This is a genomic window from uncultured Streptomyces sp., assembly GCF_947488945.1.
Taxonomy (GTDB): domain Bacteria; phylum Actinomycetota; class Actinomycetes; order Streptomycetales; family Streptomycetaceae; genus Streptomyces.
The window spans coordinates 359,863-378,996 of record NZ_CANLBS010000006.1; the positions used below are offsets into that span (position 1 = coordinate 359,863).

Annotated in this window: 18 protein-coding genes and 1 pseudogene; 5 read left to right on the forward strand and 14 right to left on the reverse strand. The window is 70.7% G+C overall.

All coding sequences use genetic code 11. From position 1 onward, the window contains the following. Positions 1-49: 49 nt before the first annotated feature. The 4 genes from Q0994_RS12485 to Q0994_RS12500 form a co-directional block, all read right to left on the reverse strand. A complete protein-coding gene (locus tag Q0994_RS12485; RefSeq protein WP_299532868.1) occupies positions 50-640 on the reverse strand; it encodes a malonic semialdehyde reductase in 591 nt (196 codons plus the stop codon). Positions 641-892: 252 nt separating this feature from the next. Beyond that, on the reverse strand, positions 893-1,156 hold the full coding sequence (locus tag Q0994_RS12490) for an exodeoxyribonuclease VII small subunit (protein WP_299532869.1): 264 nt from the start codon (positions 1,154-1,156) through the stop codon (positions 893-895). Positions 1,157-1,223: 67 nt separating this feature from the next. Continuing rightward, positions 1,224-2,435, reverse strand: a complete 1,212-nt coding sequence (xseA, locus tag Q0994_RS12495; protein WP_299532870.1) for an exodeoxyribonuclease VII large subunit — start codon at positions 2,433-2,435, stop codon at positions 1,224-1,226. 114 nt (positions 2,436-2,549) lie between these two features. Continuing rightward, positions 2,550-3,944 (reverse strand): APC family permease, encoded by a 1,395-nt coding sequence (locus tag Q0994_RS12500; protein WP_299532872.1) that lies wholly within the window; start codon positions 3,942-3,944, stop codon positions 2,550-2,552. Between the two features lie 88 nt (positions 3,945-4,032). On the opposite strand from Q0994_RS12500, the gene Q0994_RS12505 reads away from it, so the two are divergent. Both Q0994_RS12505 and ppgK read left to right on the forward strand, forming a co-directional pair. Continuing rightward, a complete protein-coding gene (locus Q0994_RS12505) occupies positions 4,033-5,022 on the forward strand; it encodes a 4-hydroxy-3-methylbut-2-enyl diphosphate reductase (RefSeq protein ID WP_299532874.1) in 990 nt (329 codons plus the stop codon). A 181-nt stretch (positions 5,023-5,203) separates the two neighbouring features. Beyond that, complete coding sequence (ppgK, locus tag Q0994_RS12510; RefSeq protein ID WP_299532877.1) at positions 5,204-5,953, forward strand: polyphosphate--glucose phosphotransferase; 750 nt, start codon at positions 5,204-5,206, stop codon at positions 5,951-5,953. 222 nt (positions 5,954-6,175) lie between these two features. Here the strand turns inward: ppgK and Q0994_RS12515 are convergent, their stop codons facing one another. Continuing rightward, positions 6,176-6,787: a DUF6542 domain-containing protein gene (locus Q0994_RS12515; protein WP_299533072.1), complete on the reverse strand. Its 612-nt coding sequence runs from the start codon at positions 6,785-6,787 to the stop codon at positions 6,176-6,178. A gap of 663 nt (positions 6,788-7,450) precedes the next feature. Between Q0994_RS12515 and ychF the strand changes: the two genes are divergently transcribed. Both ychF and Q0994_RS12525 read left to right on the forward strand, forming a co-directional pair. After that, complete coding sequence (gene ychF, locus Q0994_RS12520) at positions 7,451-8,539, forward strand: redox-regulated ATPase YchF (RefSeq protein ID WP_299532880.1); 1,089 nt, start codon at positions 7,451-7,453, stop codon at positions 8,537-8,539. A gap of 335 nt (positions 8,540-8,874) precedes the next feature. After that, entirely contained in the window at positions 8,875-9,762 is an 888-nt protein-coding gene (locus tag Q0994_RS12525; protein WP_299532884.1) for a DUF5655 domain-containing protein, read from the forward strand. Positions 9,763-10,048: 286 nt separating this feature from the next. Here the strand turns inward: Q0994_RS12525 and Q0994_RS12530 are convergent. The 3 genes and pseudogenes from Q0994_RS12530 to Q0994_RS12540 form a co-directional block, all read right to left on the reverse strand. Then, positions 10,049-10,234, reverse strand: a pseudogene (locus tag Q0994_RS12530) (hypothetical protein); the annotation flags it as partial. Positions 10,235-10,258: 24 nt separating this feature from the next. Beyond that, positions 10,259-11,002, reverse strand: coding sequence for a hypothetical protein (locus Q0994_RS12535; protein ID WP_299532887.1), 744 nt, complete (start codon positions 11,000-11,002; stop codon positions 10,259-10,261). A 176-nt stretch (positions 11,003-11,178) separates the two neighbouring features. Next, positions 11,179-12,837, reverse strand: a complete 1,659-nt coding sequence (locus tag Q0994_RS12540) for a hypothetical protein (RefSeq protein WP_299532890.1) — start codon at positions 12,835-12,837, stop codon at positions 11,179-11,181. A gap of 39 nt (positions 12,838-12,876) precedes the next feature. Here Q0994_RS12540 and Q0994_RS12545 point away from each other — a divergent pair, with 39 nt between their 5' ends. Next, positions 12,877-13,029 (forward strand): hypothetical protein, encoded by a 153-nt coding sequence (locus Q0994_RS12545; RefSeq protein WP_299532893.1) that lies wholly within the window; start codon positions 12,877-12,879, stop codon positions 13,027-13,029. Between the two features lie 18 nt (positions 13,030-13,047). On the opposite strand, the gene Q0994_RS12550 is transcribed toward Q0994_RS12545, so the two are convergent. From Q0994_RS12550 to trpA, 6 genes are all read right to left on the reverse strand, one after another. After that, entirely contained in the window at positions 13,048-14,415 is a 1,368-nt protein-coding gene (locus Q0994_RS12550) for a DUF317 domain-containing protein (protein WP_299532895.1), read from the reverse strand. 61 nt (positions 14,416-14,476) lie between these two features. Beyond that, entirely contained in the window at positions 14,477-15,607 is a 1,131-nt protein-coding gene (locus tag Q0994_RS12555) for a DnaB-like helicase N-terminal domain-containing protein (RefSeq protein ID WP_299532897.1), read from the reverse strand. After that, positions 15,607-16,896, reverse strand: coding sequence for a DNA cytosine methyltransferase (locus tag Q0994_RS12560; protein WP_299532899.1), 1,290 nt, complete (start codon positions 16,894-16,896; stop codon positions 15,607-15,609). Before Q0994_RS12560 ends, Q0994_RS12555 begins: the two co-directional genes overlap by 1 nt. Positions 16,897-16,898: 2 nt before the next feature. Continuing rightward, positions 16,899-17,822, reverse strand: coding sequence for a hypothetical protein (locus Q0994_RS12565; protein WP_299533075.1), 924 nt, complete (start codon positions 17,820-17,822; stop codon positions 16,899-16,901). A 36-nt stretch (positions 17,823-17,858) separates the two neighbouring features. Beyond that, positions 17,859-18,329: a hypothetical protein gene (locus Q0994_RS12570; RefSeq protein WP_299532902.1), complete on the reverse strand. Its 471-nt coding sequence runs from the start codon at positions 18,327-18,329 to the stop codon at positions 17,859-17,861. Beyond that, positions 18,322-19,131: a tryptophan synthase subunit alpha gene (gene trpA / locus Q0994_RS12575; protein WP_299532904.1), complete on the reverse strand. Its 810-nt coding sequence runs from the start codon at positions 19,129-19,131 to the stop codon at positions 18,322-18,324. The genes Q0994_RS12570 and trpA overlap by 8 nt, the downstream gene beginning before the upstream one ends. Positions 19,132-19,134: the final 3 nt, after the last annotated feature.

Below are 19,134 nucleotides of genomic sequence, written 5' to 3' on the forward strand. Positions count from 1 at the left end.
GTGCGCGGCCGGGCGGCGCGGCCCGGCTTTGCGCGGTGGGGCGGTGGGATCAGACGGTGGTGACGACCTCGTCGTAGGAGAGGCGCGGCAGGCGCGGGAACCAGGCGTCCTCGCCCGGCTTGCCGATGTTCACGACCATGAGGAGCTTGTGGTCGCCGTCCAGGAACTCCTTCTCGATGCCCGCGGCGTCGAAGCCGGTCATCGGGCCGGCGGCCAGGCCGGCGGCGCGGACGCCGATGATGAAGTAGGCGGCCTGGAGGGCGGCGTTCAGCGTGGCGGACTGCTCGCGGACCGGGCGCTCGGAGAAGAACGCGTCCTTGGCCTGCGGGAAGTGCGGCAGGAGCGCCGGGAGTTCCTCGTGGAACTCGTTGTCCGCGGCCAGGATCGCGACCAGCGGGGCCGTGGTGGTCTTCGGGCGGTTGCCCTCGGCCATGTGCTGCACGAGGCGCTCGCGGCCCTCGGCGGAGCGGACCAGGACGACCCGCAGCGGCGACTGGTTGAAGGCGGTCGGGCCGAACTTGACCAGGTCGTAGATCGCCTGGACCTGCTCGTCGGTCACCGGCTCGTCGGAGAAGGTGTTGGCGGTGCGGGCCTCACGGAAGAGGAGGTCCTGAGCGGCGGGGTCGAGAACGAGGGACATCGTGCGAACTACCTTCCGGACAAACGGGGGATCAAGCGATGGGATCACCGTAACCCAGAGATAGGTTAACTTTCAACTAAGTGTCCGGATGGGTGACGCACGCCACAGCCCGGTGTCCTGATCCCCACAGCGTCGGTGCCGGCCCAGTCGGCCAGGGTCGGTCCCGGCCAGTCCTGGGCCGCAGCCAGTCCCGGGTCCCGGTGAGCCCTCGGCCGCAGTCGTTCCTCGGACGCAGCCAGTCCTCGGCCGCAGTCAGTCCTCGGCGCCGGAGGGAAGCGCGGCCTCGTCCTCCGGTCGCGCCAAGGCGGCGTCGAGGCGGGCGCGGGCCCCCTCCAGCCAGTGCCGGCAGACCCGCGCCAGCTCCTCGCCGCGCTCCCAGAGCGCCAGCGAGTCCTCCAGCGTCGTACCGCCGGCCTCCAGCCTGCGCACGACCTCGATCAACTCGTCCCGCGCCTGCTCGTAACCCAGCGTGCCGGCCCCGCCCGCGGCGGCGGCCGTCGTCCCGTCGTCCGTCATGCGCTCCACCCTATGCGCGGCCACCGACAACCGGTGCCGTACGGCGACGGGCCGTGCGACCCGCCGCTCACTCCTCCACCCGGACCGCGAACTCGCCCCCGGACACCCGCGCCCGGAGCGTGTCACCGGGCGCGCCGGCGTCCTCGGGGGAGCGCACCACATGGCCGTCCGGTCGCTGGAGGACCGCGTAACCGCGCTCCAGCGTGGCGGCCGGCGACAGGGACACCACGCGTGCGAGCGTGTGCGAGATCTCCGAGTCCGCGCGGTCCAGCAGATGTCCGAGCACCCGCCGGCTCCGCCCCAGCAGGGCGTCCACCTCCGCCTCCCGCTCGTCCACCAGCCGGTGCGGACGCTCCATCGACGGGCGGCCCAGCGCGTGCGCCAGCCCCCGCTCCTCCCGGTCCAGCAGCCCCCGCACGGTGCGCAGCGCCCGGTCCCGGAGCTGGCGCACCCGGTCCAGCTCCTCGCCCACGTCCGGCACGACCTTCTTCGCCGCGTCCGTCGGCGTCGACGCCCGTACGTCCGCGACCAGGTCCAGCAGCGGCGAGTCCGGCTCGTGCCCGATCGCCGACACCACCGGCGTACGGCACCCGGCGACCGCGCGGACCAGCGCCTCGTCGGAGAACGGGAGCAGGTCCTCCACGCTGCCGCCGCCGCGCGCCACGATGATCACGTCCACCTCCGGCAGCGCGTCCAGCTCCTCGACCGCCCGCACCACCTGGGGGACCGCGTGCACGCCCTGCACCGCGGTGTTGCGCACCTCGAACCGCACCGCGGGCCACCGCCTGCGGGCGTTCTCCAGCACGTCACGCTCCGCGGCCGACGCCCGCCCGGAGACCAGGCCGACGAGCTGCGGCAGAAAGGGCAGAGGCTTCTTGCGGTCCAGCGCGAACAGTCCCTCGGCGGCGAGCGACTTCTTGAGCTGCTCCAGCCGCACCAGCAGCTCGCCGATGCCCACCGGCCGTATGTCGGTCGCCCGCAGCGAGAGCTGGCCGCGCGGGGCGTACCACTCCGGCTTGGCGAGGATCACCACCCGGGCGCCCTCGGTCACCACGTCCGCGATCCGGTCGAAGACCTGACGGAAGCACGTCACGCTGACCGAGACGTCGTGCGCGGGGTCGCGCAGCGTCAGGAACACCACCCCGGCGCCCGGCCGGCGCGAGAGCTGCGTGATCTGCCCCTCGACCCAGATCGCGCCGAGCCGGTCGATCCACCCGCCGATGAGGCGCGACACCTCACCGACCGGCAGGGGAGCTTCCGCGGAAGTCTGGAGAGCCATACGGGCGAGCGTATCGGGCCCCGCCGACAACGGCGCCGGCCCGCGGGCCCGCCTCCCGTCGCACGGCCGCGCCCTCCGGCCCGTGCTCTTCCGCCCCGGCCCACCCGAGCGGGCTCACCGGGTCCTGGGTTCCTGCCCCGGCCCCACGAAGCCGCCGTCCGGACCACCCGGCCCCGGCCGCCGCCCCCACTGCGCCGCGAGCACCACCAGTCCCACGCCCAGCCAGCACAGCCCCACCACCTGGGCGGTGGCGGTCGCCTCCAGGATCACCGCGACCAGGACGGCCGCACCCACCACCGGCAGCACCACGTGCCGCCACCACACCGGCGGCCCCTCCATCCGCCGGACGGCGAACCAGCCCACCACCGACGCGTGCAGCAGCACGAACGCGGTCAGCGCGCCCACGTTCACCACGGACACCAGGTGGTCCAGGCCGTCGTCCCGCCGGGCCGCCCACACCGCCGCCACCAGCGTCACGACCGCGGCGCAGCAGATCGCCGGCCGCGGCACACCCGACCCGGCGCCCACCCGCGCCAGGAACGACGGCAGCCGCCGTTCGCGGGCCATCGCGAACAGCAGCCGCCCCGCCGCCGCCTGGCCCGCCAGCGCGGCGAACGCGGCGCCGATCGCCTTCGACACCGCCACCAGGTCGTGCAGCCACGACCCCACCGACGCGTCCACCGCGTCGTAGAACGCCGAACCCTGCGCCTGCGGGTCCGCGGCCAGTTCCGTGGACGACACCGGCTCCAGCAGCGCCGCCAGATAGGACTGCACGACGAACAGCGCACCCGCCATGACCAGGCAGAACAGCACCGCCCGCGCCACCTTCGCCGAACCGCCGGTGACCTCCTCCGCGAAGGACGCGATCGCGTCGAACCCGAGGTACGAGAGCACCGCCACCGAGACCGCCCCCACCACCGCCGTCGCCGAGAAACCCGAGTCCCCCGTCAGCGGCGACAGCCAGCCGCGCTGCGCCCCGTCCCGTACGAGCACCACCACGGCGGACACCACGAACACCAGCAGCACCGCGATCTCCATGGCGAGCACCGCGAACCCCACCCGCGCGGCCGCCCGCACCCCCCGCAGGTTGAGCAGGGTCGTCACCACCACCGCGATCGTCGTCCACACCCACCGCGACACCTCGGGGACCAGCGCGTTCATCGCGATGCCGGAGAAGAGGTAGGCGACCGCCGGGATCAGCAGGTAGTCGAGCATCGCCATCCACCCCGCAATGAACCCGGGTCCCTCGCCGAGCCCCTTGCGGGCGTACGCGAACACCGAGCCGGCCTGCGGGGCGACCCGCACCATCTGCGCGTAACTGAAGGCGGTGAAGGCCATCACGACCGTCGCCACGACGTAGACCAGTGCCACCGCGCCGCCCGACTTCGCGTCGAGCGTCCCGAACACGCCGACCGGGGCCATCGGGGCGATGAACAGCAGCCCGTACACCACCAGGTCCCGGAACCCCAGAGTCCGCCGCAGTGCCTGTTCCGTGCTGCTTCCCGACATCCGCCACCCTCGCCTTCGGTACCGACACACACGTGAAGATCAGTCTCGCCAACCGGGCGACCCCGCGCCTGTCCGGTACGGCCTTACGATGGGACGCATGACCGCAACCCCAGCCCGCCGTGTCCTGCTCGCCGCTCCCCGTGGCTACTGCGCGGGCGTGGACCGTGCCGTGATCGCCGTCGAGAAGGCCCTGGAGCAGTACGGGGCCCCGATCTACGTACGCCACGAGATCGTGCACAACAAGTACGTCGTCAAGACCCTGGAGAAGAAGGGCGCGATCTTCGTCGACGTCACGGCCGAGGTGCCCGAGGGCTCCATCGTGATGTTCTCCGCCCACGGGGTCGCGCCGACCGTCCACGCGGAGGCCGCCGAGCGCAAGCTCGCCACCATCGACGCCACCTGCCCGCTGGTCACCAAGGTCCACAAGGAAGCCGTCCGCTACGCCAAGGAGGACTACGACATCCTCCTGATCGGCCACGAGGGCCACGAAGAGGTCATCGGGACGAGCGGCGAGGCCCCCGACCACATCACGCTGGTCGACGGCCCGGACGACGTCGCGGGCGTCGAGGTCCGCGACGAGTCGAAGGTCGTCTGGCTCTCCCAGACCACCCTCTCCGTCGACGAGACGATGGAGACCGTCGGCGCGCTCAAGCAGAAGTTCCCCAACCTCCTCTCGCCGCCCAGCGACGACATCTGCTACGCCACGCAGAACCGCCAGATCGCGGTGAAGAAGCTGGCCGAGGACGCCGAACTGGTGATCGTCGTCGGCTCCAGGAACTCCTCCAACTCGATCCGGATGGTCGAGGTCGCCCTCGACGCCGGCGCGCCCGCCGCCCACCTCGTGGACGCCGCGGACGAGATCGACGAGAGCTGGCTGGAGGGCGTCACCACGGTCGGCCTGACCTCCGGCGCCTCCGTCCCGGACGTGCTGGTCGAAGGCGTCCTGGAGTGGCTCGGCGAGCGCGGTTACGGCGACGTCGAGACGGTGAAGACGGCCGAGGAGTCGATCACCTTCTCGCTTCCCAAGGAGCTCCGCCGCGACCTGCGCGCCGAGGCCGCCGCCCTGTCGCAGCGGTAACCCGCACCCCGCCCCGAGGCCCTCCCGCGGCATGTGACCGGGAGGGCCCTCGCGCGCCGTGCCGCGGGCTCCTCGGGCGCGGGTGTTCCCGACCACGGCCCGTACACCCGCGGCGCGCCGCCCGTGGCGGTTCTGTGCCCTCCGGGCGTGCGTGGGGGGCCGCTGCCCTTACCGTGGTGCCATGGAGATCTTTGGTGTGGACATCGGCGGATCCGGGATCAAGGGCGCTCCCGTGGATCTGGACCGCGGGGACCTGGCGCAGGAACGGCACAAGGTGCTGACCCCGCACCCGGCCACCCCGAAGGACGTGGTCGGAGCCGTGGCCGAGGTCGTGGGGCACTTCGACTGGAAGGGGCCGGTCGGCATCACCTTCCCCGGCGTCGTCACCGACGGCGTCACCAGGACCGCGGCCAACGTCGACAAGGGATGGATCGACACCGATGCGCGCTCCCTGCTGAGCGACAAGCTCGGCTGCCCCGTGACGATCCTCAACGACGCCGACGCGGCCGGGGTCGCCGAGATGACCTTCGGCGCGGGCAAGGACCGCAAGGGCACCGTGATCATGCTGACCTTCGGCACGGGCATCGGCAGCGCCCTCTTCGTCGACGGCCACCTGGTGCCCAACACCGAGCTGGGCCACCTGGAGCTGAACGGCCACGACGCCGAGAAGCACGCCTCCACGAAGGCCAAGGAGGACCACGACCTGAGCTGGCCGCACTGGGCGCACCGGGTGCAGAAGTACCTCGCGCACGTCGAGATGCTCTTCTCGCCCGAACTGTTCATCATCGGCGGCGGGGTGAGCCGCAAGGCCGACAAGTTCCTTCCGCTGATCGAAGGCGTGCGGGCCGAGATGGTCCCCGCCCAGCTGCAGAACAACGCCGGCATCGTGGGAGCGGCGATGGCCGCGGCGGAGGACCACCGGCAGAAGTAGCGCCGGGCGCGGGCAGCCGGAGCTCGCGGCGGGGACTCGCGGTTACGCGCTCAGGCCGATGCGCCGAAACGCGGAAGGCGGGGCGGGACCCTCTCGAACAGGGTTCCCGCCCCGCTTTTGTGCCTTTGTGGCGTCCGCGCCCGGCGTCGGTGCCGCGCCCCCGGTGTTCCCCGGTGGCGTCCCGTGTTCCCAGGCGTTCCCCGTGGCGCCCGGTGTCATCTGCTACCGCCGGGAGGTGCGGCGTGACGGCCGGGCGGCGGCCGGAGCGGGCGCGGGGCCGCGGCCGGCGGCGGAAGCGGGCTTGGCGGGGGCGCCGCCGCGGGCCGGCCGGTCGGCCGCCGTGCCCCGCGACCCGCCACCACCGCCCGCCGCGCGCGCGGCTGTGGCGCCGGGGGAACCCGCATCCGTCCGCAGGGCCTCGACGGCCCGCAGATACTGCCGCTCCCGCATCTGCCGGACCTTGCGCACCGTGGCGATCAGCCCGGCGACCAGCGTGCCCCCGTACAGCCAGCCGGCGTGCACGGCGAGCGCGGTCACCACGGCCATGGTCTGCCCACCGAGGCCGCCGGAGCCGCCCGCGATCGGGACGACGCCGACGGCGAACGCGATCGGCACGCCGATCGGTGCCGTCACCAGGTCGGCGGGGCGTACCCAGAGCGCGGTGAGCGCGCAGACCGGCAGGAACATCAGCCCGAGGACCAGAGGAGCGTCGTCGAAGAGCAGGTGGTCCACGCAGCCCAGCAGGAACATCGCCGTGGCGGCGAACAGACCGGCGCCGATGCCGGTGAGCCGGGGGTTGGGGAAACGGCGCAGCAGCGGCGCGAGCGGCGCCAGGGCCCGCGCGCCGCGCTCGCCCGCCCGGCTCGACGCCCGGTAGACGGCGGCGCTGTCGACGGACGGGCCGTCGTCCGCGCCGGCGCGCGACGGGGACGCGGGCGACGCCGGTGCGGGCGAAGCCTGCGGGGGGCGGTTCCGCTGCGGGGGACGAGTCCTGGGCTGCTCCACCTGGACAACGTAGGTCGCCGGAGGCCGGTCGGCGGGCCCGGGACACGCGCTTTGGCCGAGCTTGGGGGTGCGTTCGACGCCACACGGCCGTACCCGCCGGATGTTCGAGCCGCGGGTTCCGCCGAGGCGGCGCGGCACTTGGCGTAGGCGGGAGGACGCCGGGGCGGGCGGGGGAGGCGTCAGGCCGGGGCGGGACGGCACCAGGCCGAGGCTGGGGGAAGGGACGACGCCAGCCCGCGGGGCGGGGCGGTACCCGGCCGGGGCGGGACGGCGCCGGGCCGGGGTGGGACGGCACCAGGGTGAGGTCGGGGGCGGGACGACGGCAGGCCGTGGGCGAGACGGCACCAGGCCGCGGGGCGGGACGGCGCCGGGGCGGGGTGGGACGGAGGACCCGTGACCGAGGAGGCGGGGCCGCCCGTAAACTGGAGAATCGGTCCCCTTCCGGGCCCGGCCCGGACAGCTCCCCTCTCCTCACTCCAGGAAGTCGCCAACGTGTCGCTCACGATCGGAATCGTCGGTCTGCCGAATGTCGGCAAGTCGACCCTGTTCAACGCCCTGACCAAGAACGACGTACTGGCGGCCAACTACCCGTTCGCCACCATCGAGCCGAACGTCGGCGTGGTGGGAGTCCCGGACCCGCGCCTGAACACGCTCGCGGAGATCTTCCACTCGCAGAAGATCCTGCCCGCCACGGTCGACTTCGTGGACATCGCCGGCATCGTCCGCGGCGCGAGCGAGGGTGAGGGCCTGGGCAACAAGTTCCTGGCGAACATCCGCGAGTCCGACGCGATCTGCCAGGTCATCCGCGCGTTCAAGGACGAGAACGTCGTCCACGTCGACGGCAAGGTCTCGCCCAAGGACGACATCGAGACGATCAACACCGAGCTGATCCTCGCCGACCTCCAGTCCGTCGAGAAGGCCGTCCCGCGCCTCCAGAAGGAGTCCCGTCTCCAGAAGGAGAAGGTCGCGGTGCTGGCTGCCGTCGAGGAGGCGCAGAAGATCCTCGAAGCGGGCCAGACCCTCTTCGCCGCGGGCATCACCGCCGGCACCGAGAAGGGCCGCCTGCTCCACGAGCTCCACCTGCTCACGACCAAGCCGTTCCTCTACGTTTTCAACGTGGACGAGGACGAGCTGGTCGACGAGGACTTCAAGAACGAGCAGCGCGCCCTGGTCGCCCCGGCCGAGGCCATCTTCCTCAACGCCAAGATCGAGTCCGAGCTGATCGAACTGGACGACGAGGAGGCCCTGGAACTCCTCCAGTCCATGGGCCAGGAGGAGCCCGGCCTCGCCACCCTCGGCCGCGTCGGCTTCGCCACCCTCGGCCTGCAGACCTACCTCACGGCCGGCCCGAAGGAAACCCGCGCCTGGACGATCAAGCAGGGTGCCACGGCCCCCGAGGCGGCCGGTGTGATCCACACCGACTTCCAGAAGGGCTTCATCAAGGCCGAGATCATCTCCTTCGCCGACCTCGTGGAGACCGGCTCCGTCGCCGAAGCCCGCGCCAAGGGCAAGGCCCGCATGGAGGGTAAGGACTACGTCATGCAGGACGGCGACGTGGTGGAGTTCCGCTTCAACGTGTAGCGGGTGACATACCACCACGTCGCTGATCTGGCAAATGTGCAGGTCAGATGGGGTCCGATCCTTCGGGGTCGGGCCCCTAGTTTTTTCCCGTGCTGGATCGGTGCTGGATAATCTGACCCCTCGTCACCTGTCATCACCCCTCATCACCCGCACCGTGCTGGATCGGTGCTGGATCCTGGAGAGGCTCCTCAAGACCCTGTGGTGGCAGTCGTGAAGAGGGATAAAAGTGCGCGGTCGAGCGATCCGCACACACTTCTTTCACGGCCGCGAGGCCGCTCACGGAAACAAACCTGTGCTCACTCGGCGTTGATGAACTCTGAGCCGAGGAGGGGAAGGTGTCGGGCCTGAAGCTGTTCAACACAAAAGGCGGCGTGACCGAGGTCACGCCGCATCTTGCTGATGTCGAGGCGGATGTGCAGGGTTTTGTCGAGGCGCACATGGAGATGCTGCTGGGGGTGCGGTTCCTGGCGAGCGAGTACAGCACCGGACCGTTGCACGGGGGCCGGATCGACTCGCTCGGGTTGGACGAGAACGGCTCTCCGGTCATCGTCGAGTACAAGCGGGGCACCGATGCCGGCGTAATCCATCAAGGATTGTTCTACCTGGCGTGGCTGATGGACCACCGGGCGGAGTTCGAGCACATGGTCCGCGACCGACTCGGGGTGACGGCCGCGTCCCAGGTCCTTTGGAGCGGCCCGCGCCTGATCTGTATCGCCGGAGACTACACGCGCTACGACGTGCATGCCGTGCGTGAGCACCGGCGGTCGATCGACTTGGTCCGCTACCGACTCTTCGGCAGCGACCTGCTCGGGCTTGAGACCGTGGCGTCGGTGAGCGGCGGCATGCGGGCGGCCCGTCGGGTGCGCCGGCAGGCGGTTGCCCGGGCAGCGGCCGACGTCCAAGGCGCGCCGATGGTGGAACTGGCGGGCGCGGTGGACGAGGTGCTGCTCGGGCTCGGGGACGGCGTGAAGCGTGTCGAGCGCAAGACGTACCAGGCGTACCAGCGGCTGCGGAACTTCGCTTGCCTGTGCCCCCCGCAGCGCAGCAAGGTGCTTGTCTACTTGAAGGTCGATCCGAAGGGTGTCGACCTCGTCCCGGGCTTCACTCGGGACGTGTCCGGGCTCGGTCACCACGGGACGGGCGACCTGGAGGTGCAGCTGCGTACTCCACGGGACGTGGAGCGGGCACAGGAACTGTTCCGGGCGAGCTACGCAGCAGCGTGATCGCCTGCCATGCCTCTCGGGCGTGGCCGCTTCATGGCTGTTCTGCGGTCGTGGGGACGATGCCTTTCGACGTGCGGGTGGGACGTGGCGGTGGACTATCAATGATGCGTGGGATTGCCGGTTTGGCCAACCGGCGATCCCACGCTATGTTGCCCCGCTTCGTTAGCCTCGCCATCTTCGAGAGGGCCGGATCGAACTGGCTGTCCGACTCGTTGCGTGTGGCGCTGCCGCAGCACAACGAGCCTTCCGCCAGCAGTTCGGCCGCGAACACCCGCTGCCGCCTGGCACCGGCGATGACGAGGTTCTGGACGACCAAGCGGTGTGCGCTGCGGGAGAGGGCGAGAACGGCGGGGTTGGTGGAGAACTCGTCGCGTACGACGACGGCGTCGGCGGTCTCCAGGGCGAGGTCGGAGCCGACCTTGCCCATGGCGATGCCGGTGTGCGCGGCGGCCAGCGCCGGGGCGTCGTTGACGTCGGCGCCGGACCTCCGGCGGGCCTAGAAGCGGCCCTCCTTGTCCAGGTTGATCAGCATGACGATCCACACGGCGGCGGCCCTCACCACGCCCAGCGCCTCAATCCGGGTCAGCTCCACGTCCTTCTGGCCGCCGCCGTGGCGCACCCAAGGCATCGCGGAGCCGTAGTTGTGCAATTGGTTGATCGCCTGGCACAGCGGGGTGCGCTCGCCTTCGGGGAACAGCCGGCGAAGCCCGGAGTTGATGTCCTTCTGCCCGGAGGCGATCTTGACGACGCCTTCCAGGGTGTTGACGGCCAATGCGACGGCCTGGCGATCGTCCCCGGCCTTCTGGGCGGTCAGGGCCTTGGACCAATTGCTCCGGGCGGCGGCGTACTTCCCGGTGAGCAAGGTCAGCGGGCGGACCGTGGTGTCCTGGACGTCCAGTTCCTCGGCCCCCTCGTCGTCAGCGAGGAAGGAGCCGTCGACCATCACGAGAGCGATTTCGGCCTCCTTGAGGATCTTGTTGACCCTCTCGTCGTATGCCGATGATCCCCACATGCCGTTCGAGGTCAGGGCCTGCTCCAGCAGGTCGAAGACCTTGGGGTCCGGCAGCCGCTGCAACTGCTCGTTGATCCATTCGGGCAGGTCCCTGCCCCACAGGCCGGAGGGTACGGGGATGTCGAGCCAGGCGGCGAGGGTCGCAACCGCTTCCTCCTCCAAGGCGTGCACGACGTCCTGGAGTACTCGGCGTAGCCCGGGCGGGGCTACCTCACGTTCATGACTCATCATCAGTCCTTGGGCTCGGCGCGGTGCTTCGGCCTTCATTGTCGCCGAGCTGGCTGCTGGGCTCGGCCCGTTTTCGTACGAGTGCGCCGCGCCGGACCACGCCGGGGCGGCGGGTGGCGTGCGTTCCCGGCCCGGCGAAGCTGCCCAGGAGTGGCGCTGCCCTGCGGTCCTGGGGATTAGGCCGTCGGATCAAGTGCCATGCGCTGCCCGTGCGCGTGGCTGAGCAGGTACAACGCCGCTTGCAAGATGAGCGCGACGTGGTGCTTGGGCGGGGTGTCGACCAAGCCGTGGAGGATGTCGTTGCGCAGGTTCATCCCGCGGTCGGGGTCGACCAGGAGAAGTTCCAGCGCTCTGCTCCAGTCCGCCGGAAACCCGGCCTCCGGCATGCTCTGCAAGAGCTTGCCCAGCAAGTCGACTCCACCGGCGCTCGGGCCCCAGGCCACGGAGACGACAGGAACCCGGGAGCGCAGGAGTTCCCGGAGGATCTGCTCAACCTGTGGCAGGGCGACGCACGCCGCGGCGTCGAATTCCTCCAGCCAGTAGTAGCAGAAGGCCCGGGCAAGGGTCCGCGCGCGCGGCTCGGGCAGCACCGCCTCGTGTGCCAGAGCGGCGGTCATCTCGAACTCGTCGGGTCGAAAGCGTTCGTGGATGCGGTCGAGCTGGATTGCGGTCAGGATCCCGAACAGTCCCAGGCCGCGGACCTGCATCGCCACGGCGAGGTCGTCGTCCGCCTCGACGGGCGGTCGGACGAAGACCGGTCCGGCTGGGTTGATGCGCGAGCGCGGGATCCTTAGCAGGCCCTTGAGCGCGCCGTCGGCCTCGGCCTCGGCCTGCGCGCGCATCGCCGGATGGATGTCCTGCACAGTGAGCCACAGCGCGGTCCGCAGATCCTCGGCTGCATCGACCCGGGCCTGCTGCCCGGCGATCAACGCGCGCGGGATGGTGCCCTCGGTCCGGATGAAGATCCACTCCGGCGTGGTCTGCTGCAAAGCCATCTCGGCACGGGCCCGAAGGTCGGGCAGTCCCCGCCTCTGCGCCTGGGTCGCTGCCTCCGTCAGGAAGTACAGGCGCCGGTGCCCTGCATCGGCGGTATCGGCGGCGTCGAGGAGGGTGTGGACCACGGCGGCATCGATCTCCGTGTGGCGGCTGGGGCCCGCGTCCTTCCGCAGTGCATCGAGGAAGCCAAGCCGGACATCCACGTCGCGGGCGAAGAGGTCGGCCGCCCGTTCGGCGAGGTCCGCGACATCGCACTCCAGGGTCTGCAACGTTTCCAGGACAACCAGCAGGGGTCGCCCATCCTCCTCGGCGCCGGCTAGGAGGCGCTCGGCAAGGGCGAGGGCGTCTTTCGTCGCGCGTTCACGAACGTCGGGCTGCTTGAACTTGAGGGACAGCTCTCCGGCCCTCTTCAGGCACCGGGCGGCCCGCGGCAGCCCGCAGCCGTCCTGAGCGGCCAACAGCAGCTGCACCGCGTCGAGGTATCCGGAGGCCGCGCCACGAACGTGGTCGGGTCTACGGCCGTGTCCGGCGTCGAGCAGCAGATGATGAAGGTGGCTACAGAGCAGAGGATCATCCACGTGGCCTGCGTACAGGCTCCAGATCTCCAACTGGGACGGCGTGGTCGGCGGAATCGGCGGGGCCTCCCGCGCCTCCTTCCGGGCCTTCAGCACCTCAGACGGCCGGCGGCGCAAGGCCGCGACCAGCGCATCCCGCTGCTCGACGGCCGTACTCGAACCGACATCCATGGCCGCGAGGGAGAACGCGGCGGCTGCGTTGGAGACGGCGTCCTTCACCGCCGCCATGAGCGCTGTCAGCACGCTCGGCTCGATCTGGGGCACGGGACCTCACTTTCGTCACCAGCAGTATCGGAGCAGCCGGTGTCCGAGCGCACCGATTTTCGTGCGCTCCGGCGGGAAGCCCTCGGGTTCAGCGGCCGTGTCGGCACGGCCACGGTGACCGGCACACCGGACATCGCCACCCCGCGCAGTTCCGCCATCGTCATCGCAGTGTCAGTGGAATATGAGGGCTGACCAGCTGTTAGATCGCGGTCAGCGTGCACGGCCGACGGCGTTTCCGGTTAGGCCAGTTGGGATGCGCGGGGGCGCGGTGGCGATGCTCGTCGTGCGCTCGCGGCTCGTGGCCGGCCCCTGGCGGGTGCCGATTCCGTGGGCGAGGGTTTCGGAGAGGTCGGCCAGCAGCGAGCTGGGGGTGTACGGGGACGCGGTGAGCGTCCAGGCGGGGCGGTCGGGGTCCGGGCCTCCCCAGACGGTCCAGGTGGTCAGGTTCTGAGTCGGACGCTGGGCCGCGAAGGCATCGAACTGGACCCCGGCGTCTCCTGCGGGGGACTTCCAGCGGATCCCTCGCCCGCCCACGGTGTGGCTCCACCCGGCTTCGGAGAGGGGGTGGGTGGCGGCGGTCACGGTCTTCTCGCCCACGGGAGAGCCGAGAGCGGTGTCCGAGCCGTCGGCGAGGTGACGTAGAAGTCCGCGCAGCACGGGGGCAGGGGTGGCGCCGGAAGCGGTGAGGACCCACATGCGGTCGGAGACGGGTGTTTCGTACGCGGCCATGGTCCACGCTGTTTCGTGGGCGTCGGCTTCGTGGACGTGCTCGATGCGCAGGGTCTGGTCCTCGTGGATGGCGTGGGTCGTGTCGTCGGACCAGGTGCGCCACTTCTGCCAGTCGTGGTGATCTTCGAGAAAGGTTTCCAGGAGGGCGTCGTGGTTGCCGGCGTCGGCCGCGTATGCGGGGACGGTTTCTGGTTCCGGGCGCGGAGATTCAGCTCTGGCGGTGGGTGGGCCGAGTGAGGTTCGGGCTTGGGTGGTGTCCTGCTCTGTGTCGGTGAGGGGAGCCGGGCCGGGTCGCATGGCGGCGCCGTGGGCCTTTTCGAAGGCGACCAGGGCTGCAGCGGGTGAGTCGAAAGTGTCGGCGACCTGCCGCAGATGGTCCTCGCCGTGGAGGTAGACGGACTTGCCGCTCCGGTGGAGGTAGGTGCCGACCGCGACTGTTGTGTGGCCATCGTGGGCGTGGGCGTGGATGAGGAGACGGCCGTGGCGGATGTCGTCGTGGATCTTCTGGGCATCGTCGGAGACCTGGCGGATCTCGCTGCGGGTGCACCAGTGCATCGGGTAGTTGGCCCAAGTCCATTCCTCGTCCATGGCTTCCCGGAGCTTCGGGGTGATCTCGACGGTAGTCCCGTCCGCAGTCAGTTGTTCGGCTGCCCACTCGGCCCAGTAGGGCTCCTCGTGATCGATGCGGGCCAGAACCAGGGTGTTGTTGCCCACGGCGCTCCAGTTGCCGGCCTCCAGGGCCGCGTGGGCGATATGGGCCTGGGAACCGGTCAGGACGGCGGTAACGGCGCTGGAGTGGTGGGGGTGGACGTCAAGGCGGACGTGGGCGTCGATTGAGGAGGTCTTCATGTGGTGGCTCGTTCCTGCCGGTTGCCGGGGCGCGAAGGGCCCGGCAACCGGCGGCTGGGGGTCAGCGGGGACTGCGCGTGGCGGAGGGAGCCGTGATTTGCGGGGGACCGGCTCGGGGCACGCCTGCGGCTCTCGTGGCCCGCGCGCGTGGAGCCCGGTCGGCCGGTTGGGGAGAGGAGGAGGTGGCGTGCCCCCATCGGGTACGCACGGCCGACAGGCCGGCGAGCGCACGGCGGCTGCCGACGACGAGCTGGTAGGGCGTGCTGGCCGCATCGTCGGTGAACGCCTCGATGGTCCGGCCCGCGTGGTCCGCGACGGCGAGGACGGAGCGCTGGACGACGCGCTCGCCCCAGTGCTCGGGGGAACCGAACGACCCGGACAGGAGCCCCAGAAGCTCGCGCGGATCGGCCCCGGGACGCAGGAGCCCGCTGTGCTGTGCCTCCCACAGGACGGTCACGGGGTCGATGGGAGTGCCGCGCCGGTCCAGGGCCGTCAGGCACTGCCACAGTCCGGCATGCAGCGGGTGCGTGAAGTCGCCGGGCGTAAGCCACCGCATCTGCTCGACGCTGCTGGGGTGAGCGGTGGTGGCCGCGAGGAGCAGTCGCTCCTCGTCGACCGCTTCTTCGTGCTGGGGCCGGGCTGGCGCGGGAGCGGCCGTGCGGGGCAGGGAGCCGGGGTGTGGGGGGAACCGGGCGGCGATGTCGTCCACCACGGTGGCAACGGCGTCGGCTTCAGAGAGGGTGGCGGCCACGCGCTGGGGGTGTGAGGTGTCGGTGGCGCTGTGCGTGAGGCGTTGGGCGGCGGAGGCCAGACGGCGCCGGCAGTGTTCGGCTTCGATCATCCGGGCGTAGGCGGGTGCGTGCCGGGCCAGGGGGCATACCTGTACCAGGCTGTGCAGGTAGGGCGCGGACAGCCCGCGGGCTTCCTCGCGGGCGGTGGTGAGCACGGTGTCGAGCCACTTCGCGTCCTTCGCGTGCTCGACCGGGTCGGGGGCCGGCAGGGAGCGGATCGCGGCGAACAGCGCGCGGTGCGCGGCGGTGGAGAACGCATCAGAGCCGATACCGGTCACTTCGCGTAGGCGTTGCGGTTCGAGCAGGAGGGCTCCGAGCAGGGCCTGCTCGACGTGGAAGACCGGGTGTGGCCATGGGATCGCGTCGAGGCTGTCCTCGTCGGGGTCGGACGTGTGGGGCATTACGCGGCCAGGGTGAAGTCGTCGGGGCTGAGGGGGACATCCAGGTGCGGGGCGAGCAGGTGGGCCGCGAGCAACGGGGGCACCGCGTTGCCGATCTGGGAGAACTGCTGGCCCTTGTTTCCGGCCCAGGGGTAACCGGCGGGAAAGGTCTGCAGGATGCCGGCCTCGCGGGCGGTGATCCGGATTGGCTTTGGGGCGGGCACCGACCCCGCTTCGTCCTGCGAAGAGGTGGAAGGCTCGGCGATCCAGGTGCATTCGTTGGAGCGGTGTCCGAAGAACAGCGTTCCCGCCGGCTCGGACAACGGCCGGATGGTGGCGTTGGCCTGGTTGTTGCTGCGCAGGGACCAGGACCAGCGGTGGGCCTCGGCGGTGAACGTGGGCGCCGGAGCGTCGGCGGCCCGGTTGTCGCGGGTGCCGTGCCGGGCCGCCCATCCCGCGCCTTCGCGGCGGGACTGCAGGACCACCCCGTCCGGCCGGGGCATCCACGTGCCGCGCTCACGGGCGTCGGACAGTGTCTTGCGGGAGCCGGAGGGGAACGGCTCCGGGCCACCGCCGGGCCCGCCGCCGGCGCAGACGGTGGGCACGGGCCGGTCGGTGGCACCCCACCCCAGAGCCTGGGCCATGCTGACCCAGCGGATGCGGCCCGGGCCGAACAGCGAGTCGGGTTCTCCGACCTGGGCGTGTGTCGGTGCGGGGGGCTGAGCTGTACGGACCCGTGAGGCGAGCAGGATGGCGCGCCTTCGGGTCTGGGGCACGCCGTAGTCGGCAGCGTTGAGGATGCCCGTCCACACGGAGAATCCCCAGCGCCGCAGTACGGCCGCGTACTGTTTCCACAGCGGAAGGACGTCGGGTACCTCCTCCATGACCACCCACTCGGGCTCACCGGCCGCGTTCAGGGCGTGGAGATAGCGCATCGGTTCCGCCGCGAGCAGGGAGCGTTCGTCGCGGCAGGCGGCGAGAAGGCGCTCGCGGGTGTCGCGTCCTGCGGCGAGATCCTCCACAGCCTCATGCACGAGCGGCTGGTCGAGGAGGCCCAGGCGTTTGCCGGCCATGCTCCACGCCTGGCACGGAGGGGACGCGATCAACCCGCGGGTCCGGCCGATGAAGGGACAGGTCGGATACATCGCCACGTCGGTCCGGACCGTCAACTGCCCAGCAGCCGCACGCGTCTTGCAGGCCCAGACGTCCCACTCCAGCCCCACGTCGCGAACCCCGAGCACGCCCAGCGCCCGGCTCCAGCCACCTGGCCCCGCAAATAGGTCGATTATCAGCGCACGACCTCTCCTCATACTCAAGTGGCCAGCCCGAAATCGCCTTGCCCCATAGCCTCCGCATCTCCGCGGCACGCCCAGGGCGAACAGCCGTCCTCGACGCCGTTCTCCAGTTCCTCCGCCTCGGCCCTCCCGATATGGAGGGTGGCCTTTTCGGTGGCGGTGACGTGGTCGATCGGGGCTTCGTGCAAGGGGACGCGGGAGCGGTGCAGGAACGCCTCTCCAAGCAGGCGGTTTCCCGCTGCGTTGGCGCGGGCGTTTCCCTGGCGAATGGCCGCATCGAATTCGACTACATCCGCCCACTCGGACGGTGACGTATCCCTGATATGCCTCCACTGCGCGTTCCCGTGGAACGGGCAGCCGAGGCAGCTCGATTTCGGCGTCTCGGCCAGTCCGAGTGAGGTCAGGTACCGGACGCAGTCCGCTCTGCTCCAGTCGAGGTCCAGAAGGGGATGCCGGTTGCGCATGTACTGGACGTCGGCATCCTTGGCCCGATGGAACTCATCGGTCGAAATGCCGACCCACTGCTCGACGAACATGCCCTTGGGGATGCGTGACGGATAGGGGTGCCCGAGAAGTTCACGCACCTTCTGCTTTATTGGTTTTATCTTATATTCGCCGGTGCACTGCCTGCGGGTCATGCCCGGCCGGCCGTCTTTGTTGAGAATGTGGAGAGGCATCGAGGCGAACCGGTGATCCGGATTCAACGCATCGCTTCGGATGTTGCCCGACGAGACGCGGAGAACTGGGATTCCGGCGGGTTTTGCAACCTCTTCTTCAAGGCGGTCCAGATGTGCGTATACGGCCTTGGGTTCCCATCCGGTGTCGGCGAAAATTGCGTAGTCGACCTTGGGGAGGATGCCGTCGGCGGAGAGGGCTAGAAGAGTGCTGGACTGAACTCCCGCGCCAAGAGAAAGGGCACGGAAGCGGGGCTGATCTGAAATGGTCTGTCCTGGGGGTTGGAAGCGGAGGGCGTGCCCTCAACGCGGCCGGTGCGCGTGATGAGTTGGCGGCACCAGCCGGTCGCGGTGTATCGCGTGGCAGAGGGCCGGTATACGGCCGAGGAGGTCGACGGCCGAGGCGATGAGCTGTTGGGGCGAGGGCCCGATGACAACAACCCGCCCCGACGAGGCGGCGGCGCAGCGGCGCTGGTTCTCCACGGCGCGGGCCAGGGCCGCGGTCAGTTCGGCGCCGGCGTCCTGGGCGGCCTTGGCGATCTGCGCGAGGCGTTCGAGGGACAGCAGTTCTTCGGCCGTGGTGTGCGATCGGGCTGGAGTGTGGTCGAGAAGGATGTCCAGCGCGCTGCGGGAGAGGTCCTGCGCATCGGTGATCCAGCCGGCCAGGGTGCGGAGGTCGCGGCCCGTGCCAGCGGCGCCGAGGGCGCGGCGCAGGGCGAGCGCCTCGCTGCTCAGGTGCGAGAGGGGTTTGGTCGGCGTATCGAGATCAGACACGGTGCTCCCTGAAGGTCGGGCGCAGCGCCTGAGCGAAGGAGGCGGCCACGGCAGGGGCCTGGCCGGGGTTCGTCAGCAGAGCGCGGACGACAGGGGTACCGATGATGACCGCGTTCACCTGCGGAGCTATGCGTGCCGCGAGAGCCGGGGTGGAGATCCCCACTCCCGAGACGACGGGGACCGAAACGGCCTGCCGAAGGCGCTGGGTGAAGTCGGCGAGCGCGGGGATGTCCACTGCGCCCTGGTGACCGGTGAGGGCCGTACTGGCGGGCGCGTACAACCATCCCGACGCCCCGGCGACCGCCGCTGGCAGACCCGAGTTGGGGGTGTGGCGCGGGACGAGGCAGGGCGTGACCAGGCCCGCGCGGCTCGCGGCTTGATGCCAGTGTGCGGCCATGTGCGCGGGCAGATCGACGACCATTACCCCGGCGGCGCCGGCGTCGGCGAACAGGCCGGTCACGTGCTCGGGGCCGTAGCGGCTGACGGAATCCCAGTAGGCCATGACGACGGTCGGCCGGAGGCGTGCGGCGTGCTCAACCGCACGGACGGTGTGATCCAGACCGTGGCCGTGTCGAAGGGCGCGGCGGTAGGCGGACTGGATGACGGGGCCGTCGAGGAAGGGCACGGTATGAGGGAGGCCGATCTCGAACAGGTCGGCTCCGGCCTGCGCGAGGCAGTCGAGGTGGAGCTGCTCAGCGGTCTGCGGATGCAGGCCGGCGGGGACGAAAACACCGAGTCGGCATGCGGGTTGGGCGAGGAGAGTGGCGAGTTTCTGAGCGGCGAGCAGGATGTTCCTTTCCACGGG

Excerpts from the sequence above, each read along its gene's own strand:
- Q0994_RS12490 (WP_299532869.1), bottom strand. The coding sequence starts at position 1,156 with ATGACGGACGACGGGACGACGGCCGCCGCCGCGGGCGGGGCCGGCACG.
- Q0994_RS12550 (WP_299532895.1), bottom strand. The coding sequence starts at position 14,415 with ATGAAGACCTCCTCAATCGACGCCCACGTCCGCCTTGACGTCCACCCC.
- Q0994_RS12505 (WP_299532874.1), top strand. The coding sequence starts at position 4,033 with ATGGGACGCATGACCGCAACCCCAGCCCGCCGTGTCCTGCTCGCCGCT.
- Q0994_RS12500 (WP_299532872.1), bottom strand. The coding sequence starts at position 3,944 with ATGTCGGGAAGCAGCACGGAACAGGCACTGCGGCGGACTCTGGGGTTC.
- Q0994_RS12560 (WP_299532899.1), bottom strand. The coding sequence starts at position 16,896 with ATGAGGAGAGGTCGTGCGCTGATAATCGACCTATTTGCGGGGCCAGGT.
- ppgK (WP_299532877.1), top strand. The coding sequence starts at position 5,204 with ATGGAGATCTTTGGTGTGGACATCGGCGGATCCGGGATCAAGGGCGCT.
- xseA (WP_299532870.1), bottom strand. The coding sequence starts at position 2,435 with ATGGCTCTCCAGACTTCCGCGGAAGCTCCCCTGCCGGTCGGTGAGGTG.
- Q0994_RS12485 (WP_299532868.1), bottom strand. The coding sequence starts at position 640 with ATGTCCCTCGTTCTCGACCCCGCCGCTCAGGACCTCCTCTTCCGTGAG.
- Q0994_RS12535 (WP_299532887.1), bottom strand. The coding sequence starts at position 11,002 with ATGAGTCATGAACGTGAGGTAGCCCCGCCCGGGCTACGCCGAGTACTC.
- Q0994_RS12555 (WP_299532897.1), bottom strand. The coding sequence starts at position 15,607 with ATGCCCCACACGTCCGACCCCGACGAGGACAGCCTCGACGCGATCCCA.